17 protein-coding genes and 2 pseudogenes are annotated in these 18,507 nt (G+C 50.4%); 9 read left to right on the top strand and 10 right to left on the bottom strand.

Features of this window, described 5'->3' with window-relative positions:
- Positions 1–894: type I restriction enzyme HsdR N-terminal domain-containing protein (locus tag BG842_RS20620; protein WP_069452260.1), on the bottom strand; the 894-nt coding region annotated here is incomplete at its 3' end.
- A 7-nt stretch (positions 895–901) separates the two neighbouring features.
- Positions 902–1,138 carry a MarR family transcriptional regulator gene (locus BG842_RS20615; RefSeq protein WP_069452262.1) on the bottom strand — a complete coding sequence of 79 codons (237 nt, stop codon included), beginning with the start codon at positions 1,136–1,138 and terminating at the stop codon, positions 902–904.
- Positions 1,139–1,392: 254 nt separating this feature from the next.
- Here BG842_RS20615 and BG842_RS20610 point away from each other — a divergent pair, with 254 nt between their 5' ends.
- Entirely contained in the window at positions 1,393–1,926 is a 534-nt protein-coding gene (locus BG842_RS20610) for a TATA-box-binding protein (RefSeq protein ID WP_069452259.1), read from the top strand.
- A 131-nt stretch (positions 1,927–2,057) separates the two neighbouring features.
- Here BG842_RS20610 and BG842_RS20605 read toward each other — a convergent pair whose 3' ends face one another.
- Positions 2,058–5,939 carry an Eco57I restriction-modification methylase domain-containing protein gene (locus BG842_RS20605; RefSeq protein ID WP_069452258.1) on the bottom strand — a complete coding sequence of 1,294 codons (3,882 nt, stop codon included), beginning with the start codon at positions 5,937–5,939 and terminating at the stop codon, positions 2,058–2,060.
- Positions 5,940–6,324: 385 nt separating this feature from the next.
- On the opposite strand from BG842_RS20605, the pseudogene BG842_RS33270 reads away from it, so the two are divergent.
- Positions 6,325–6,516, top strand: a pseudogene (locus tag BG842_RS33270) (HNH endonuclease); the annotation flags it as partial.
- Between the two features lie 923 nt (positions 6,517–7,439).
- Here the strand turns inward: BG842_RS33270 and BG842_RS20595 are convergent.
- From BG842_RS20595 to BG842_RS30200, 3 genes are all read right to left on the bottom strand, one after another.
- Entirely contained in the window at positions 7,440–8,294 is an 855-nt protein-coding gene (locus tag BG842_RS20595; RefSeq protein ID WP_069452256.1) for an SIR2 family protein, read from the bottom strand.
- Between the two features lie 286 nt (positions 8,295–8,580).
- On the bottom strand, positions 8,581–9,930 hold the full coding sequence (locus BG842_RS20590; protein ID WP_069452255.1) for a helix-turn-helix domain-containing protein: 1,350 nt from the start codon (positions 9,928–9,930) through the stop codon (positions 8,581–8,583).
- 224 nt (positions 9,931–10,154) lie between these two features.
- The gene (locus BG842_RS30200) at positions 10,155–10,313 is read right to left on the bottom strand and encodes a hypothetical protein (protein ID WP_175424230.1); all 159 of its coding nucleotides are present in this window, start codon (positions 10,311–10,313) and stop codon (positions 10,155–10,157) included.
- A 426-nt stretch (positions 10,314–10,739) separates the two neighbouring features.
- Here BG842_RS30200 and BG842_RS20585 point away from each other — a divergent pair, with 426 nt between their 5' ends.
- Positions 10,740–10,964: a hypothetical protein gene (locus BG842_RS20585; protein ID WP_069452254.1), complete on the top strand. Its 225-nt coding sequence runs from the start codon at positions 10,740–10,742 to the stop codon at positions 10,962–10,964.
- A 631-nt stretch (positions 10,965–11,595) separates the two neighbouring features.
- Here the strand turns inward: BG842_RS20585 and BG842_RS29180 are convergent.
- Complete coding sequence (locus BG842_RS29180) at positions 11,596–11,838, bottom strand: hypothetical protein (protein WP_139136216.1); 243 nt, start codon at positions 11,836–11,838, stop codon at positions 11,596–11,598.
- A gap of 189 nt (positions 11,839–12,027) precedes the next feature.
- A complete protein-coding gene (locus BG842_RS28065) occupies positions 12,028–12,258 on the bottom strand; it encodes a MarR family transcriptional regulator (RefSeq protein ID WP_175424229.1) in 231 nt (76 codons plus the stop codon).
- A 250-nt stretch (positions 12,259–12,508) separates the two neighbouring features.
- Here BG842_RS28065 and BG842_RS20580 point away from each other — a divergent pair, with 250 nt between their 5' ends.
- The 6 genes from BG842_RS20580 (at position 12,509) to BG842_RS20560 (ending at position 16,238) form a co-directional block, all read left to right on the top strand.
- Positions 12,509–13,009, top strand: coding sequence for a hypothetical protein (locus BG842_RS20580; protein WP_069452253.1), 501 nt, complete (start codon positions 12,509–12,511; stop codon positions 13,007–13,009).
- 56 nt (positions 13,010–13,065) lie between these two features.
- Positions 13,066–13,446: a hypothetical protein gene (locus BG842_RS20575; protein ID WP_069452252.1), complete on the top strand. Its 381-nt coding sequence runs from the start codon at positions 13,066–13,068 to the stop codon at positions 13,444–13,446.
- A complete protein-coding gene (locus tag BG842_RS20570) occupies positions 13,443–13,775 on the top strand; it encodes a hypothetical protein (RefSeq protein ID WP_069452251.1) in 333 nt (110 codons plus the stop codon). Before BG842_RS20575 ends, BG842_RS20570 begins: the two co-directional genes overlap by 4 nt.
- Positions 13,772–14,164: a hypothetical protein gene (locus tag BG842_RS29175; protein ID WP_139136215.1), complete on the top strand. Its 393-nt coding sequence runs from the start codon at positions 13,772–13,774 to the stop codon at positions 14,162–14,164. Before BG842_RS20570 ends, BG842_RS29175 begins: the two co-directional genes overlap by 4 nt.
- Positions 14,157–14,960: a hypothetical protein gene (locus BG842_RS32030; RefSeq protein WP_254663340.1), complete on the top strand. Its 804-nt coding sequence runs from the start codon at positions 14,157–14,159 to the stop codon at positions 14,958–14,960. Before BG842_RS29175 ends, BG842_RS32030 begins: the two co-directional genes overlap by 8 nt.
- Positions 14,961–15,263: 303 nt before the next feature.
- On the top strand, positions 15,264–16,238 hold the full coding sequence (locus BG842_RS20560) for an aliphatic amidase (RefSeq protein ID WP_254663339.1): 975 nt from the start codon (positions 15,264–15,266) through the stop codon (positions 16,236–16,238).
- A 104-nt stretch (positions 16,239–16,342) separates the two neighbouring features.
- Here the strand turns inward: BG842_RS20560 and BG842_RS20555 are convergent.
- A pseudogene (locus BG842_RS20555) lies at positions 16,343–16,990 on the bottom strand (ISH3 family transposase); the annotation flags it as partial.
- Between the two features lie 411 nt (positions 16,991–17,401).
- The gene (locus BG842_RS20550; RefSeq protein ID WP_069452250.1) at positions 17,402–18,208 is read right to left on the bottom strand and encodes a ZIP family metal transporter; all 807 of its coding nucleotides are present in this window, start codon (positions 18,206–18,208) and stop codon (positions 17,402–17,404) included.
- Positions 18,209–18,507: the final 299 nt, after the last annotated feature.

Genomic DNA, 18,507 nt, shown 5'->3' with positions numbered 1-18,507 from the left:
AAACGACTCTAACTGATCGATGAGATCGTACTCTTGAATCAGGAGATCAACTGTCTCTGCCATCACATCGGATTGATTTTCATCAGAGCATGACCACACGCAGTCCCCGTTTGCAGAAAGATGGACGATATACTCTGTATCGGCTGTAGAAGAAGTATCAGAGACGACTTCATCTGGAGTGGTCACAATCTCGCCCCCGTTTTCAACGACCGGAAGATCTGCTTCATCACCGTTTGCGAGCGTGTGAATCAGCGAATCAATGTACTCCTTTGACTTTGGTTCGATTTCTTGGGCTAGCGAATCGTCAATTTCCTCTATTACAATCTGCGTCACTCGCTCAGCGAGGGTTTCTTTTTGCTGTTGGAGTGTTCCGACGGCGTGCTGTCGTGCTTCAATACGATGAGCAATCGTGTCTGCTTCGCCTGTCTTGACAAGCTCCTTTGAGAGGAGTTCCAAGACGTGCCAATTGTCTTCGAGTTCAGCAATTGAAAACTGTGCTAGTGAGACCTCATCAGGACGAGAGCTGTCTTTGCGACGGCGGAATATCTCAAATTGACTGCCAGTCGTTAGAAGCCCCCAATCGACCCCTTTCTGCCGCATGTAGCTCGTCAGTTGACTTCTATCGGCGTCAGTGAGAGTACTGTCGCAGCCCTTCGCTTCGATGAATACGACGGGAGCGGTTTCGATGAGAAGGGCGTAATCTGCACGGGTGTTCCCTCGGCCGATTTGCATTGGATATTCGAGTTCGACTTCTGGTGAAAACATATCCCACCCAAGCAGCTTGATGAGTGGCTGGATGAGTTTCATCTTCGTATTTTCCTCATCCATTTGTGGTGCTTGGTCGATTAGAGATTGTGACTGTTCGACGTACGCTGTGATCTCGGATTCGTTCATTGGTTAGTTAGTCCTCACGTGCGTCAGCGACGAAGCGGTAGAGGCCTCGATTGACTTTTTCGACCCATCCAGCATCGACAAGTCCGCGAAGTTCTCGGTTGATGTACTGTTTACGGGTATCGAGTTGTTCTTCGAGGCGTTTTGGATTAGCATAGCCCCAAGGTTGTGTCTCATCTCGTCCGGCTTTGAGCACCTCTAGAATAGCGTCTTGGCGGTCGTTTGGCTCAAACTTCTCGTTGACCATTATGACAAGAGGTGTCACTTGGTTACAATTAATGTTGCGGAAATAGTGTTAGTATGAGTTACTGCGATCGTTAATAGTATTGTTACAGTGTAATAGTAGACCACTAAATGAGGAGGTGAAAAAGGTGCGATCAATAGTAACACATAGATCTTTGCTTACCGTCTAACAACGATATTCACGTCCCAAAAGCAATAGGTGTTTAGACGAGGCACGAGAGGATTCAGACGAGATTTGAGCTCAAATCGGAGGTCGAAATGGTTGAGATTGTAAATGTCGTCTCATCGGGCGCTCTAAATGTAGAAATCAATTTGGAACGTCTCGCTGACGATATCGGAGAGCCGGTAGCTCGCTATGACCCGAACAAGTATCCAGGAATGTATCTTCGGCTCAATGAAAACGAACCGTTGATTACGCTCTACAGAACCGGGAAATACATTATCACCGGTGCGGATTCGGCAGATGAATCATATTCACTTAGGAAGCACTTTCTAAGTCTTCTTTCAGATATGGGGGTTATTGAGAATGCAAAGGATGAATGGTTCTCTATTCAAAATTACGTCTGTATTGGAGAACTAAAAGACTCTCAAAACCTGAACGCTCTTGCCATCGGACTGGGGCTCGAAAAGACAGAATACGAACCAGAGCAGTTTCCAGGTCTCATTTACCGCCCTGACACCCATGATTGCGTTGTTTTGATTTTCGCTACGGGACGAGTTGTTCTCACTGGTGCAAGCGATTTCGAGACGGCAAAGCAGACTTTCAAGGAACTTCAAGATACACTCTCATAGCACATTTACCGGCAGAGAAATCCAATGCCATGAGGACGTCCTAGAAGCTAATTGATTTCTTCACTGAGTGTAATGATTGGCTCACTGAAGATACCGATTTTGTTCTGTAAGTCAGCAGAAGTGCAGAGGACTTAGAAGACTTCTAAGTAGTCCACGATGACATCGCGCTCGTCGTCCGTGAGGTCGAACAAGTCGTAAACAATTTCGTCAATTTCGGCTTCCAGTTCTTCAATGCTCGTTTCTTCGACCGTCTGCTTATCCTGTTCCAATGCCCCTAGAAGTCCCTGAACACCATCAGCAGTCTCCGGAATCGGAATGGTCTGTTTTTCTCCCTTCTTCATATTTCGACCATCGGCAGCGGCGTGAACGTACTTTGCTCTGAGTTTGCGCTCCTCCCGGTCGCCGGAATCCATTTGTGGTGCGGTTATCTCATCGGAGCGCCCTGCCGTGACTGTAAACCGACCATCGGTGAGTTCTTGAATGGTGGCATTGACGGGATACCGGCGGGTCTGCCACTCATAATCGATGTATTCGAGATTGCCGTTAAAGCCACCGAGATAAGATTCGGGGAAACGTTTAGTTTTGCTTCTTAAATCAATCGTGTCAGTGATTGTTCCAGCCCTTTCCCTAAGTGTCTCGAAATTGTTATCTTCATCTTCGGTCACACAGGGGAGCTTTTCGACATATTGTGACCGATATTCGTAATACCCACCTGCTTTGACCGTTGTGATGTGTTTAAAGTAAAAATCGAGAGTTTTCGAGTTTAACTGGCAAGCAATCTCTTCCGTCAAGTCGCGGAAAGTCGGAGTTAGGAGAACACCGTAAGCAGTCGTAAAATACCATGTTCCTGGTTCGTCAATCATAAACGTGGCATTTTCAGCGATATGAGCCTGAATTATCTTCGGGTTCTCGAATTTTCCTAGATTTTTCGGGTATATGTACCCATACCAGTCATCTCTTCCTTCCATTCTTCCTCCCTCTCGTCCTTCGAGTGAGTCCTTATGCTCAGCAAGGAAATCCCACGTTCGAGGTAAGTTATTTTTGAGATAATCTGATGAATAAAGCCCTGCATCGAATTTTCCGTTTTCTCCTTCTTCGGCATAGTAAGGATGGACAACATGTAGACCCGACCAATCGCCCCTCCATCGTTTTACTTCATCTCCCTGCAGAAAAGGACGAAGTAGGTCGGTTTCTATTTCATACTTCTCTGATTCTCCGATAGGGACGACAGTAACAACCTTCCCGGAATCATCTGATTCTACTCGGTCGGCGTCAAGAACATCCACAATGTAGATTTTATTTGCACTTGTTCGAATTCCTTGAAAGACAGCGTCTGTCACTTTTTCAATGCGCTCGTCAGCTTGGTTTTTCAGCTTGCAAAATACTTTCAACTCCTTTGGAGGCATTAGTGACCAGTATCCATCATCCAACTCCGCCTGCGGGAAGTCAAACACGTCGATGAATTCGTCACTATAGCCTGGTTCACCACGATGGTCACGGACGGCAGTGATAATCTGTTCGTCTAACTCCCGGCCACTATCTTCGTCTACATTTGCTTTTACTCGGACGCATCGGATTTCATTGTCGTTCCGGGCATCTTTGTCGTCTTGATCCTCCAGAATTACAATGGCAGGGTAGTTCGTCGCGTCCTCGAAGACGCCAGAATCACGGAAATCGTACACTTCCTTGATGCTGGCCTCGTTCCGCATCACGTTCCGAATCCCCTCGCCATAGTCCGTGACCATGAACTGATTCGGCGTAATGAACCCAAGCCGACCAGACCCTTCGGTGAGCCAATTCAAACCACGCTCATAGAATGGACAGAAGATGTCATAGTTCCCTGTGGTAGACTCATATAGCTCATTCATCATCGCTTTTTGCTCGTCCGGAAGATGTTGAATTCGAACATACGGTGGGTTCCCGACCACATAGTCGTACTCCATGTAGTTCTTGACGACGAGCGAGAGAATGGTGTCCTCGAACATCTTGAACAGTCGCCCATCACCGTGCTCGACTCGGAGATACCGCACGGTATCGAGAATGTCGTTCACGTATGGCTCGAAGAACTCCTCCAACCCGTCGTACTCACGGGTCGTGTAGCGGTGGATACCTCGTTCTAGCCCACCGTGGTACTCCCACATACCCTCGTGCATATGGTATTTCACCACGTCAAGGACGCCCTGCAACGCAGCGAAGTATTCCCCGAAGTTTCGCATCCCGGCATTGAGTTTTGCCGTGTCGAACAGCGGCATCCGAACGCGCTGAACGAGGAACTCCCCGTCACGTTCTGACTCGTCCACTTCGCCCTCCTCGACTTCGACCGGAAGCGGAACAGGAATCATCACGTCTTGAGTGTTCTCGGTCATCGCGTCGAACGTCATCTGAGTCGTGCTGTCGTCACCGAGGTCGATCCCCGTCAACTCGCGCTCGTTCCGTAGTGTGTCTGTGCGGAAGATCGGAAGGCGACGAATCGTGAAGCTCTCGCTGTTTCGCTTCGCTTCTCGGTACTTCGGAAGGATCGTGACCATGAACCGAATCTGGGCCATTAGCACTGCGAACGGATGAATATCCAGTCCGACGATGTGAGGGCGGGTACAGAGTTCGGTGAGGTGGTCGGCCCAGTCTGGGTCGTCGTTGTACCGTTCTACATCCTCGATGTATCGCTCCACAGCTTCCACGAGGAATGTCCCAGACCCACAGGAGGGATCGATGATTCGTTCTCCAGAGACACCAACGTCATAGCCGACACCGTCCATGATGTAGTCGATAACCGGCTGAGGCGTGTAGAACTCGCCCAATGCCTTGCGTGTTTCCGGGTCAAAATACCGCTGGTAGAGATTCCCGAGCGGGTCGCCTTCGATGCGAGAAAAGTCAAATTTCAGTACGGAGAAGACAACGTGAGCAACTGCTCGACTGAACCGCTCCTGTGTTGCTTGACTCACGCGTGAAACATCACTCCCGTCTTTCGCTACGTCACGGAACCGGTTGTACGGGTTTTTGTGCTGACTGGCGGTTTCTTCGGCGTACCCGTCCGTCCACCAGATGAAAATGTCGTCCTCGAAGAGGCTTTCGACGAGTTGATTACGCATATCCTCTATCATCCCGTTTGCGGCGACTGGGTAGGCATCGAGACTGATTTCTCCGTTGAATCCACCGAGTGCATTGAAGTACCGTTGAAGGCCGGTATTTGACGGGAAGAAATCGTGGTCAACGGTGGCTTTCGCCAGAAGTAGCCGGGCAAGAAGCGCGTGCCCACTCTCCAAACAGAACATGAAATCGCGAAGGGATTGCTTGCCGTCAACGAACGTCTCCCACGAGTTCGGAACCTCATCAGGTTCGCTGGCGTAACTCGCCTCCCAGAAATCGTAAGCCCCTTTCACGAATTTTGCTTCGTTCTCGTCACGGAGTTCCCGAAGCAAGTCAACCATTGCAGTCACGAGATCGGCGAATGGGCTGTCTTCTTCTAAGCGAAACGTGTCGAAGAAGTGTTCGCGTCCGAGTTCGCTATCGAGTTCCACTGCATCGAGTGTGTCGAGATAGTCGCTGACACTTTCTGGATCCGTAATGTCCCACTCTGGTTTTTCAAGTGCGGCGACAAGGTTTGCAGCGTGGCTTTCGGTTGCATCTCCAAGGGGGACTGTGAGGATCTGTGTCTGCCCATCACGCTTGAACAGTTGGAGTTCTTCGCCGTTGGTCAACACGCCATAGTTGGCTTTCAACGCATTCACATAGTGGAACAGTTGGTCAGTGTGTGCGTTGAGGTCGCGCCCGGAACTTTTGAACTCATAGACGGCGGTAACGGATTCGTTTGCGTCTAGCGTCACGTAATCCGGTCGTTTGTTGTCCGGAAGTGTCCACTCGCTTCGCAAGTCATGGCCCGCGCCAGAGTAGCCGAGATATGTATAGAAATTTTCGTTCAGAAATGCATTTTCGACGTCTTTCTCGCTCATGTCGTCGTGAATACGAGCAGCAATCCCGTGGAGTGAGTCAAGAACTGACGACAGTTGGGTCATGTCTTGCTCGATACAGGGATACGTTAAATATCTCTTGTTTGAGTTACAGATGAACGCACAGAGAGCAAAATCCTAACTGGCTTCGGATAAACGGAAGCTCAAAGTTAGATCCGGATCAGTGGCTCGATTTTAGCTCTAAGACGGGGGAAGTCGATACGTCATTATCCCGACCGGGATCAAGCGAGGAGTCGACTGATCTTGCATCACTCCGTAAATAGGCCGAATGCGATGCAACTGACTCTGTTTCGTCGAGTAGACAGCGGGCGACCACCGAGTACGACAGGTCGGACGCAATTCGACGATACGTAAAACATCGGGTGGTATCTGTGAAGGCTGCGGTGATCCTGTTCCGTTCACCAGCTGAACAGGCGAGCCGTATCTCCACGCTCACCATGTCTACGAAGTCGCTGGCGGTGGGCCGGATTCGCCCGAAACTGTGATCGCGCTCTGTCCGAACTGCCACTACCGTGTTCACCACGGTCGTGATGGTGCAGTATATAATCGGGAACTTGTCCATTGGCTAGCGAGTATTGAGGAAGTTCCTATTGAGAAAATCTTCGCTACTGAAGTGCTGTAACATCAGAATTGGCGTCCATTTACCTAGCTTGGCCTGCTCGTCGCAGAGAATTGATGGATGAATCGGAGGCAGAATTCGCTCAAAGTTAGAATCGATGCTAACCACGGTACCAGCTTTGGATCGAGGGACTGAATTACTTGAATGAACACCAGGGAGGGAACGGAACACGAAGTTCCGAATTCCACTTTAATCGTATAAGGCAGCACTCGATTTCGGCCTCGACCCGTCATCGGTCGTCCTCCAAAAATAGTACGCGCCACCGTTCGGGAGATGATCGGGACGCTCGAGACAACCGTGTCGGTGACCCACTTCGAGGCCTTCGGGGATGCGGGTACAGCGAGCTCGGCAGGTCGAACAGCGGAGTTCGTCTTCCCGCTCTAATCGAACGTGCGTGTGAGGCGAGCAGTTTCTCAGTGGTCATCATTCCATCATCTCCTGGGCGAGTTCCAATTCGCTTTTGATCTGCTCAATGTTGGGATTCGCGTGCTACCGTAACTTATGCAGTAAAGGAGTTCGAGAAGTGAACATGGTTGAGCAACCACACAGGTCCCTTTACCAAATCACAGAGGGAGGTCGGCAGTATCTTGCTGGCGATCTCAACACTGATGAATTGAAGATGAACAAGAATTAGCCGCTTGTGTTCTCAAGAGACTCCAAATCTTATAAATATTTTTCTGAGAAATCTGTGAAATATCGAATTTCATCTACGAAATTGAAATCCACAGAAAGGTCATTAAGACGGTTTTTAACTCCGTCTATCTGGCTGCCGACCGCTAGAATCACATCTATCTCATCCTCTAAGTTATTCTCCAATAGTTTATTCAGTACTTCATCTTGTTTCCGTATTGAACAGCCAATTATTACTAATTCGGATGTCTGTTTCAACATTGCTTCAGCGAATCTTTGCTGCCACGCATATGTCTTTATTTTGTCATAGTTTTTATCCATGCCAACGGGGGTATAATTGACGGTTCATAGAGAAAAGTGGCTACATTCGGGCTGAAATCTATATAATTAGTATGTATGAATTCTGAGTAGGATGGTATGCTCTGTGGTTTCTTCAAATTGAATACCAAGTCCCGATACGAGTTCGTTTCTACCTCTTCGTTTGTCAGTATATGCTCACTCTTGTTTGATGTAAATGTGTGAACTGCCTGAATCTTCTCTGAGAAGGGTCGATCACCAACAAACATATCCTCAAACTCGTTTATCCAGTTTATTGACCCGTGTATCTTCGCAATTGGAATATTTGGCTCCCACTCCCAATGATGCGATTGATAGTGATAATCCAAGTTAGCATATTCAATGGCGTATTCGAATAACAGATCGTAATTTAGTGATATAACATTATACGGCTGGTTTAAGTAATCCCTTGCAAGTTTTACATAATTGTTGTTTTCTGGTGACAACCCTAATTTATAACTCCTAAGAATTTCATAAATGAAGAAATATACTGAGCTTATCGCTCCTTGATATCTTTGGTACTTTTCCATTGAGGTGAATTCAGATGAGACGGATTCCATCGATTCATGCAGGTATTGTAAAAATTCCTCCACATCAAGGTCCAAATCTTCAAAGTCTATATTCTCTAGATCGTCATCTATTCCTTCGTATTCTATTACTGCTTCACTAAGCTCTTGAAAATCATCATCAAATAGAAGACCAGACTTTGCACCTTTAGCAAAGAAATCATTCGTTCCAGGGGGAATCAGATCGTCTGGAGCATCATCATTGTACCCAAGAGAGGCACCAGCTCCTAAGATATATGTCCTCGTCATTCAGTTAAGAATACTTCCTGATCACAATAAATTGTCTGCATGTAATATGGTAGGTAGTGTGAGTTTACATCAAAATAGATTGCTATATGAACATAATCGATACCAATCACACAACCAATTGAGCAACTCTTAAAGCGGAGCCTAATGGAAAATCCAAACGAGAGCAAGACTTACTACCAAATTACAGAGAAAAGGCGGCAGTATCTCGCTGGCGAGCTTGAGACAGATGAGCTGGAAGATTAGCTGTGTTCGTGGATGCTGTAGTTGAACGAATTGGAATGTTATTTCACGGCGTGATTCCGGACTGACGACTAAGAAGCGCTAATTCAATAGCTCGTAATTTCGAACGAGCCAAACTATCGTCTGATTGTAATAATTCATCGATCAATGATTCTAGCGCCGCCTCCCCATCCTCATTATTTTCTATGATTTCTGACAGTGTATATGTGACATTGCCCACTTCAGCAGTGCTTCTAGTGATACAATGATCGACCTTACTCTGCGGGTCATCACCACAACGTTGGATAAAGTCATCCGCTTCTGATGATGAGAAATCGTACATATCATCCAAATCCTGAAGCAAGCCATCTTTATCCATCATGAAGATTACTCTCTCAACAGACCGAATATTATTCCCGTTTATATCTTGTTCTATACACCTCTCCAAGACCGGGTCGATTGTTTGATTCTTCATTAGCCATTCATTTATCCAATGATACCCTGCTAAATATGCGCTCAGAAAACTTCTTATCAAGCACTCCAATTTTGTATCGGTTAATTCTAAATCGGATCTCCTTTTATAAAACCGATATAGAGTCCTTCTATCTGAAATTAGCTCGCCAGTTGAGTTCCAGTTCTTTGCTGCAATCGTTAACTGATCATCAATATCTTCAGTAGCGTCAGTACTCAATACCTCACGAACAGGAACACCTTCATTTGAAGCAGATACAGACAAATCCATTTCCTCCAATTGATCTGACGGAATTCCAACTACTTGATTAAGATCTTGAGCTACTGACTCAAATTTTTCGTTGATTAATTCTTCGCGACGTTCTATTAGAACTCGATAATCGGAATGTCTCATCTTCCGATTTGTAGACCCTTTTCGTGTATACGCAACACCAACCTCTAAAATACTTTTTCCAGACTGCTCGTTAATACTTTTAGAAGTGAGAACAGGAGGAATATCCGCAGACATTATGACAAAGATCACGCCATCACGACCATCATCGTGTATTTTATATCGTTCTACATTAGGAGTCGGTTCAAGTGAACCTTCTATTAAATTCTGTATCTTTGACTCATCAACATCATACAAAGTTTGACCACCGTCTGCACCCCAGTCAGAGATCCCCATAAATGTCCTATCGTCATTAAAGCCAACAAAGAGAAACCGATATGGTTGTTTTTGCACTACATTAGCAAATGCATTTATTGGTTTAATGAATTTTACTTGCCTCTCTTTTTCTTTGTCGGGGCTGTCTGCCCCAAGGAACATTTTCCGTTTATTATCTATCAATCTTCCCTCCTCATTAGGAATACTATTTTCGATAAATTCGACAATTTTAGAATCTTCTGCGTCAGGATCTTGCAGTAGTTGGTAAAGCTCCTTTGTCCAGTGTTTTTCGAATGACATAGTATTATATTGTAGAAACCGATATAAATTTATTGTGAATTATACATTAGGTGAGAAGTAAAAATAGCTAGGAGAGTGAGATTTCAATAACAGAATTAAGTCCAACAGAACCTCTATTCGTTTGTTAGTCCGATTGACCAACTCGTTTGCGCTTCAACACGCAATTCTTCAGTGTCGATTATTGCTGCAATCTCCTCTGGCGTCACGCTCCCCTGTCGCTCCGCTTACTCCATCAACTCGGCGAACGCACCATTCGGAACCGCCGCCGTGTCACCTCGTATCTGGAGATAAAATTCGGCGACGCGGTCGAGCGCCTTGCTCTTCGTGTTCTCGCCGGTCGCTTCGAGGAGGTACTCCATTCGAAGTTCTCGTGAATCAGTCATACGGAGATACATATTTTTGCACACGTCCCCTGAAAGCCTAGTTTTATCGGGTAACTGAAACAGCGATCATATATAAAGAACTCCGAGGACCTTTCGATCCGCCCAAGCGAAACAGTGTCGAGTCACTCGCAATCGACTCGATTTGCACACATTAGTCGCGATGGATGTGTGCAATTTCGCGGATTCGTTTCTCGCGTTCTACCACCCACAGATGGCGCGCGCAAACCACCTCGCACGGGGTTCGACACTTCGCAAAACGGTACAAGCAGAAGTAAAATTTGTATCAATGTAACTTCGCGCGCGAACGGGTGACTTTTTATCCTTTCACACTGTGCCTTTATTTGTCGTATTCGCCTGAACGGGGCTCACGCTGACCTCAACACTTGGCTTTCTGCCGCGTTCGTCCACGAAGCGACATCTCCATCCATGAACGAAGAAACGGAGAACGGAACGAACGGCCGAACCGACCGACGACTTGATCGGCTTGATGTACTGGACCGGTTATCGACGATTGCCGCGACGTTGTGCGGTGGCGCGGCTTCTATTGCCGCAACGTTATTGCTAGCGCCGCCAGCAACGGCGCTGGTGCTCTTGAATACGCTGACACTGCTAATAGTGGTCGCGTTGCTCCTCGAGCGGGTAGTTCTGTAGAACAGCGCGGAGTTCCGTCGGGTGGAACTCACGCTGACCTCAACATTCGCTTCTTCATCGCCACGTTTGTTAAACCTACCTAAATTTGTTATCGACAATCCACGCCGCACCGTGCGGCGTTCTCATGGACGCCGTGTCCGGCACAATTCGTCGTACTTCCGCCATCTACGCAACTTCGAGTACACTGAGGAACTCCGCGTCGTGGTCGTAGTAGAACGCCTCGTTGAGCAAGTTGTTCTTCTGTAGAATACCTACCGTTTGTGTCAACCACGACAGATTAGGACGCAAAGAGGAAATCGAGAAAATGACACAACACAATTCGGACGATAAATCACGAAGACGAACTATACAAGTTGGTGGTAGAGAGGTCGATGCTTTCGCGTGCGTCGAGCACGACAACGAACTGATTGCCATCTATCCGATACCTTGTGACGGTCGGAAGGGTTTCACGTTCTCTCCCTAGCTGGATGGAACGAGAACCATGGAAATCGTGGGTGTTGACGATGATACAGGGTCACGGATAGCGGAGAAGTACAAAAGTGGCGTTCTCCCTGTGGATACAGTGTCGTGGGGCGTGATTTACGATGAGTGAGAAGTTGCACGAAGCTATTCAGCAGTGTTGTAGAGAGTATTACTCTTCTTCGACTTTCTGAACTAATCGCGAGTTCTGGATCACACCGTACTCGCTTTCATCAAACTGGATGAGTGCGCTGTCACTATAACTAGTGCCAGAAACCATAGGGTCATCACTTGGCAGCGAAAGTACGAATTGACCAATCGCAATGATAGTTCCTTCTTCTGTCTCGTCATCGAGTGTACTACGTCCACGGATTTCTACTCGATCGCCGCTTTCATACTCAGATGAACCTGACATAGTAAATCCACAGATCCAGAATGTATAGTTCTATGGAACGATTGTTGATAAAATCGGTGAGAGATAGGTGCGAGAAATCTAACGGCTTCCGCTTACACGACTAAGCACGAGTTACAGACGAACCGTTGTAGGACACTTACGAGGATTTAGCTATCGAGATGTCGGTATCAATTGGAAATCGAATATAAACTATTCCCGAGGATCTTCTACAAATTCGTAAAGGCCTCGATTCACACGTCGAATCCAGCCTGCATCGACCAGACTTCCAAGTGCATCGTTAACGCGCTGTTTTTCTAGATCAGTAACATCTCTGATTCGAAGCGGGTTAGCCCGCTGTTCGTCTTTGAAAACCTGTAGAACAACCTCCTGATTCTCGGAGGGTCTAAACTCTTCATTAACCACAGTTACTGTAGTACTCATTCCGTCACCTCTTTAGTCCTTTCGCGCAGAATTACTTAGTAATTTCCGACGTATTTCTGTAGTCCGTTACTAAGTAACGCTTATTAAGATGGCGCTACAAACATAGTATAGAAGCGTGGATGGTCAGAAACTCTGGCCGGGTGGTGGCACACCCGACCGCGCTTCGTTTGGGACGAAGCATGACTAGCATTACCCTTTCCGTAGAAAAACGCATCGACTACCAACCACCCTGTATCGGAGGACACGACTAATGGCGTCCTTCGACGAGAAACCCAACGGCGGGCTGCTCTCCCTCGAGGCCCAATTCGGCGAAAAAGTCTTCCACCCCGTCAAGCGCCTCGAACCCACCCCCGACACCGCCGCCCACGACCCCGACCAACCCACACCCACTACCGACGAGCCAATCACCCGCGCGTACCTCGTCGAACTCCGCGTGGGCTTTCAAACCCGAACCAAGACCACCAGCGAAGACCCCTACTTGTACTGCATTTACGCCACGCCCGACTGCCAACGGTTCTTCGAACGCCGCTGCCCGATCGAGTACGGCGAGGAGGGCTTCCAGATTCCCGAGGACACCGACACCTATCGCTCGGTCGCTACCACCAAAACGGGCAACCCAAAGCTCCCCTCGACACCACCGGGCGAAACCCACGCTGAAACCCGCCAGCACTACCAGCACATCCTCGAACGGTGCTACGACATCGACACCACCACCACCACCCACACCACTACAACTGAGGTGTGCGCGTAGATGCACCCCATCGAACGCCCTTCACAGAGAGCGACAGCCACGAGAGGTGATGCGCGATGACCCGCACGTCTACCTCGATCACCGTCGAGGAGATCGAGAACACATTCGAACGCTGTCCACACTGTGGAACCTACGCGGTGCAGATCACCGACTCCCATTACTGTGACACCCAGTTCACCAGCAATCTCACCGATGCCGAACGCAACCAGCGCATTGCTGGCGACCCCTATCCTGCCGATGAGACGGTCGCCATCGTCGACCAGCCTGCAGGCGACGCCTTTGCCTATCATGAACTCGACGCGGACAACCACTCGCTCTGTACGCTGCAAACCGACAACCCACTCGCCTATTGCACTCGTGAAGCAGCACAAGACGATCAGTACGCACCGTGCCAGCTCTGTCAGCGTCTTCGCCAGAAACGGGAGGCCGAGCAATGACCGACCAACGGACGGTCCTCGCGATAGAGTGTACAGACCCGATTCAGATCCACACGCAGAAGCGCACGCTCACGGGTATCGTCTATCAGTGCGAGCATTCGGAGCCCACACTCTCGTGTCGTGGTCCCGAGCCCGGTGAGCACGTTCTGTACGTGGCTACGCCGTCGAACGATCTGTACCGGCTGCAGTATAGCTACTACGACGCAATCGAACACACCGAGGCCGATCTCGATCGGTACGGACGCACTCCTTCGGGCAAGTACGCCTGGTTGCGAACGTATGCGACTGTCGAGTGCATCGTCAATCCGACGGGAGGTGAGCAGGCGTGAGTGGGTATGCACCCACGCCGTTGAATCCTCGCGATGCCGACTCGCTCGTTGCACACCTTTCACCGAGTGACTGCGTTCGGATCACCACGACGGAGTTGCCACGGACGATTTGCACGGTCAAAGCAACGAACGCACCGACACGCTGTGGACCGCATCTCGTCCTGACGGCTCCACCAATCACCACGACGGCACAGGACGAAATCCAGCAAGCCACTTACCACTGCATCAGTCAGCCCGATTCTGCCATGACTGTTCTCGAGTACACCCACACCGCCACTGACACGACTGCCCGTTGTATCGGTTCGCTCACCACCATCGCCCACCTGCCGCGTTTCTCCACGCCAGCAGAGGACACTGCGGCCACAGTGGAGGTGGCTGCCAATGAGTGACACCGCCACGTCCGGAGCGTCCACTCTCGAAAATGTCTCGATCAGCGACCTCGCTAAGCACATCCAGTCGCTCAGTGATCGTGTTGACGACCTTGAAGCAGAAGTCGCCGCGAAAGACGAACGGATCGACGACCTCGAACAACGAGTCGATGAGCTCGAAGACTATCGCGAGGAGGCGACAAAAGACCGTGCTCAGGACCGACAGACGCTCGGTAGTCTCGAAGAGGCGACTGAGACCATGGAATCGGACATCGACGATCTCACCAAAGCAGAGGAGAAGAATGCACGAGTTCGGGCGTCAGTCTCGCGTATAATCAATCTCGTGCGGGATTACGAGACCGAAGAGGGTGTAGACGACGATTCGCCGAATCTCGCCGCGGAAGCAACCAATGCAGGTCGCCAGCTCTTTGAGACGATTCAGCGTTCGGAACAGAATACGGAGCTTGTGAACTTCCGCGAAAAGCGCGCTGAAAGTCAGCAGGTCGAAGACAAATACCTCGACGTCCTTGAGCATGCGAAGAACGTCGCCAAGACGAACGATGTGATGGTTGCACGATTAGGCTATCGAGAGGTGGCGACGCACTATGGCTGTGCGTACAAGAACGACGGCTACCGGGTGATGGAGGAGATGGCCGAACGCGTGCCCGGTGTGACGTACAAAGAGTCACGGACGCTGTGTGTAGACGACGCCATGGGCGTTGGTGGCCACCACATCGAGATCACGTTCGCCCATCCCGACCTCGCCGGGTGGATGCGAGCCCACGAAGCTAACGCGGGAGGAAACGGAGGGCGCTGATTATAGCGTTGTAATCACGGGGGTTCGACGAACCCCCTCTCGGGCGGCCCCATCACAAGAGATTCACACCGCATTGCCGGTGACATATGGTGGTAGTAATCGGTTGGGTACGGTGGAGTACGTCTATTTCTGCGTCTATTTCTGCGAAACGGAGGGGGTCGCATTCGCGATCCCCCTCTATTACAACGTTGTAATCGTGAACCTGGGTCAAGGATCCCAACCGAGATGGTGGATACGGGGTCTGATTGTACTTTCCCAGGAATATCAAAGTATTAGCATAGAAATTAATAGCATGGGCCTGGTGTGTTGTTGGGTGGTACCATGAGACATGGAGATATTTCGTCATCGGGCGATGCCGTCGGTGTTGCAGTCCATCAGACCGCCGCACCCAGCCCGAACACCGAAGAAGAAGTACTCGACCAGTGTCGCAACCTCGCGAAAAAGATAGAGGGAATCAAAGCCGGTGCTCCTGGCGTTGACCTCGTTATTTTTCCTGAATACAGTACACAGGGGATCAATTACGACGAAGACCAGATGATGGACCTTGCAACGGATGTCCCTGGTCCTGAAACGGAGATCTTCGCAGAAGCATGCCGCGACAACGACGTGTGGGGCGTGTTCTCGATTACTGGTGAGAAGCACGAGGACCATCCTAATCGAAATCCGTACAACACCCTCCTCCTCATCGACGACGAAGGAGAAATCCGACAAAAGTATCGGAAGATCTTCCCGTGGTGTCCCATCGAAGGCTGGACCGCGGGCGATCAAACATACGTCACCGAAGGCCCGAAAGGTCTCAAAATCAGCCTCATCGTCTGTGACGACGGCAACTATCCAGAGATTTGGCGTGATTGTGCATACAAGGGCGCCGAACTCATCGTGAGATGTCAGGGATACATGTATCCGGCAGACGAGCAACAACGTCTCGTTGCCCGTCATGCAGCGTGGGCGAACAACAGTTATGTTGCGGTCGCCAATATGGCTGGAAACGACGAAGTGTATTCGTTCTTCGGACACTCGAACATCGTAGGATTCGACGGCCGCGTTCTCGGCGAATGCGGTGGTGACGCCGACGCATGGCAATATGCAGAACTCTCGGTGCCAGAGATACGAGACGCACGGGAGAACTGGCAGAGTCAGAATCACCTGTACAAGATTCTCCATCGGGGCTATACGTCGACGGAAGCCGCTGGATTGGGAGGTGGGGAAGAAGCCTGCCCGTTCGAGTTCTATCAAGATTCAGTACCTCACAAAGCATCCTCGGCTAGCTGTTTCTGAAGCCTGAGTTCTGTGGCAGAGCGGTTGCACTGGCGGTCTCGACGAGAGAATCTTGGGCGAACCGACAGTGTCGCCACTCCCGCTAGAGGCTGTCTGGGTGGTGATTACCGGCTAAACCGGTCGTCTGGTGGTCGGTTTTCGGGGACGGCCCGACGCGTCGCGAGGGCCGTCCATGCTGCCCGTTGGACCATGTTGATGAACTCCTTGAACGGCCACCACCAGAGGCGACGCCCGCCTCGGCGGGGCGTCGCCACGAACTCGTAGTGGAGATACCGCCATACGTTCTGCAAGAGTAAGCTCACCACAACGTACAGCAATCTCACCGCCGCATCTCGTGTTGTTGTCGTCGCTATCGCTTGCTCGGACAAGCGATAGCTCGACTCGATACCGAAGCGTTTCGAGTAGTGGTATCGAGCGTCTCGCGGTGTCTCGATGAACGGCGCGTCAGCGGCATAGCCGTGACGCGCCACGCCGTGGTCGTCGTACCGTCCATTCAGGTACGTGCAATCGATGTAGACGGGAAACTCGACGGTCCAGCTGTGACCGTCGAGTTTCCCTGTCAGATCGTGCTCGATGACGCGGCTCCACCCTTTCGAGAGTTCCTGCTGAATCGTCTCACCCCACTGAATGATCGGGACAACGTAGGCGTAGTTGTGCACCTGTAACAGCGTGAGACACTTGCTGTCGTAGAATCCGCGATCAAGGTAGACGGCCTTGACCTCAGTGTCAAGGCCGTCGAGGAGGCCAAGAAAGACCTCCGCGTCAGAGAGACCGTTCAGGAGCAAGACCGGATAGAAGAGGGGGCAGACGACCGCCGACCAGAAGCCAACGAACTGGACCGGCGTCGTCAGCGAATGCTCGTTGAATCTCGCGTGCAGTGCGGTGAGTTTCCGGCGACCGACGGCGATGGATTCGCCGTCGTTCTCGTAGGTGGTTGTTCCCGGCATAGTAGCACACCCGTGCCCGGCTAAATCATTGCCGAGGGATATCTTATAACGGGCCGAGCGTTGGGGTGAATTCACACCGTTTAGCGTCGATGAACAGACCTGTCGATTCGGGAACCGCGGGAGGAAAACGTCCTATTCGATTTAAAACCGTTTTTGCGGCGGTAAAAGTCCGCCTGACGCTCCGGAGCCGACGACGTTGAGCGTCGGGGACCGACCTCAGATGAACGCCAGTGGCAACATCAGCAGTACGCCGAGCGTAAGACCGGAGAGCAGTTCGCGATAGCCGTCGCCCGGGAGACCCTCGCCGACTTCGAGCGCCTCGGGGATGAACTCCGAGAGGACGAGGTAGATCATAGCTCCGGCCGCGAATCCGAATCCCATCGGCAGGAACGCGCGTGCGCTTCGCACGAAGTAGAACGCGATGACCGCGCCGATGGGTTGCGGGAGGCTGGAGAAGATCGACCACCAGACCATCCGCCACTTGCGCACGCCCATCGAGTGGAGCGGAATGGAGATGGCCACGCCCTCGGGAATGTTGTGAATCGAGATGGCGATGGTCATGAATATCGCCAACAGCGGGACGACGAATCCGGCGAACTGATAGCCGCCCTGAAAGCCGAGGTCGGCGAACGAAACGCCGATGGCGACGCCCTCCGGGAAGCTGTGAACGGTAAGCACGCCGAGGATGAGGATGAGCTTCTTGAAGTCCGCCTGTTCGTACTTTTTCGGATTCACGTCGGTGCCGGAGATGACGTAATCGCTAACGACGACGAGTGCCACGCCGACCAGCATACCGATGACGACGCCGATTACGCTACCGCCGTTCGCACTGGAGAGACCCTCGGATATCAGTCCGAAGACGGACGCCGAGACCATGATTCCGGACGCGAGTCCCCAGAGTCCCACGTTCCAGCGGTCGTTTACGTCCTTGACGAGGAAGAACGGGAGCGCGCCGATACCCGTCGCCAGCGCCGTAATCAGCCCCGCAATGAACACCAATACGAGATTAGCGAGTAAGGTCATACTTGCCGTTGGTACTCGAAGGGGTTAATAGTTATCACTTCCATTACTATTTTTGGCGGGCCTAAAACGTATTGGAGAGATACTAGAAGAGAATTTTCCAAAAAGTAAAAATATATTCTCAATTCTGTTGTTTGGCTATCAGGAATCGGGATGGGAGCGAGAAGCGTAAACGATGGACAACGCGATAGAGACGCGGAAATTACCAGAGACTGAGATAGAAAGAAGAAGTGAACAGAGGAAACGAAGAACAGGGGGAAAGCGAACGACTGGCGGAGCGAACATACATCGAGTCGAAGGGG

It is taken from the genome of Haladaptatus sp. W1 (genome assembly GCF_001723155.1).
GTDB classification, from domain to species: domain Archaea; phylum Halobacteriota; class Halobacteria; order Halobacteriales; family Haladaptataceae; genus Haladaptatus; species Haladaptatus paucihalophilus.
The sequence above is the reverse complement of the archived record's forward strand: the minus strand, read 5'-3'. Positions and strand labels throughout refer to the sequence as shown.

Bases quoted from the DNA above. Each gene is read 5' to 3' on its own strand.
- BG842_RS20615 (WP_069452262.1), bottom strand. From the start codon at position 1,138: ATGGTCAACGAGAAGTTTGAGCCAAACGACCGCCAAGACGCTATTCTA.
- BG842_RS20610 (WP_069452259.1), top strand. From the start codon at position 1,393: ATGGTTGAGATTGTAAATGTCGTCTCATCGGGCGCTCTAAATGTAGAA.
- BG842_RS20605 (WP_069452258.1), bottom strand. From the start codon at position 5,939: ATGACCCAACTGTCGTCAGTTCTTGACTCACTCCACGGGATTGCTGCT.
- BG842_RS20595 (WP_069452256.1), bottom strand. From the start codon at position 8,294: ATGACGAGGACATATATCTTAGGAGCTGGTGCCTCTCTTGGGTACAAT.
- BG842_RS20590 (WP_069452255.1), bottom strand. From the start codon at position 9,930: ATGTCATTCGAAAAACACTGGACAAAGGAGCTTTACCAACTACTGCAA.
- BG842_RS30200 (WP_175424230.1), bottom strand. From the start codon at position 10,313: ATGACTGATTCACGAGAACTTCGAATGGAGTACCTCCTCGAAGCGACC.
- BG842_RS20585 (WP_069452254.1), top strand. From the start codon at position 10,740: ATGAACGAAGAAACGGAGAACGGAACGAACGGCCGAACCGACCGACGA.
- BG842_RS29180 (WP_139136216.1), bottom strand. From the start codon at position 11,838: ATGTCAGGTTCATCTGAGTATGAAAGCGGCGATCGAGTAGAAATCCGT.
- BG842_RS28065 (WP_175424229.1), bottom strand. From the start codon at position 12,258: ATGAGTACTACAGTAACTGTGGTTAATGAAGAGTTTAGACCCTCCGAG.
- BG842_RS20580 (WP_069452253.1), top strand. From the start codon at position 12,509: ATGGCGTCCTTCGACGAGAAACCCAACGGCGGGCTGCTCTCCCTCGAG.
- BG842_RS20575 (WP_069452252.1), top strand. From the start codon at position 13,066: ATGACCCGCACGTCTACCTCGATCACCGTCGAGGAGATCGAGAACACA.
- BG842_RS20570 (WP_069452251.1), top strand. From the start codon at position 13,443: ATGACCGACCAACGGACGGTCCTCGCGATAGAGTGTACAGACCCGATT.
- BG842_RS32030 (WP_254663340.1), top strand. From the start codon at position 14,157: ATGAGTGACACCGCCACGTCCGGAGCGTCCACTCTCGAAAATGTCTCG.
- BG842_RS20550 (WP_069452250.1), bottom strand. From the start codon at position 18,208: ATGACCTTACTCGCTAATCTCGTATTGGTGTTCATTGCGGGGCTGATT.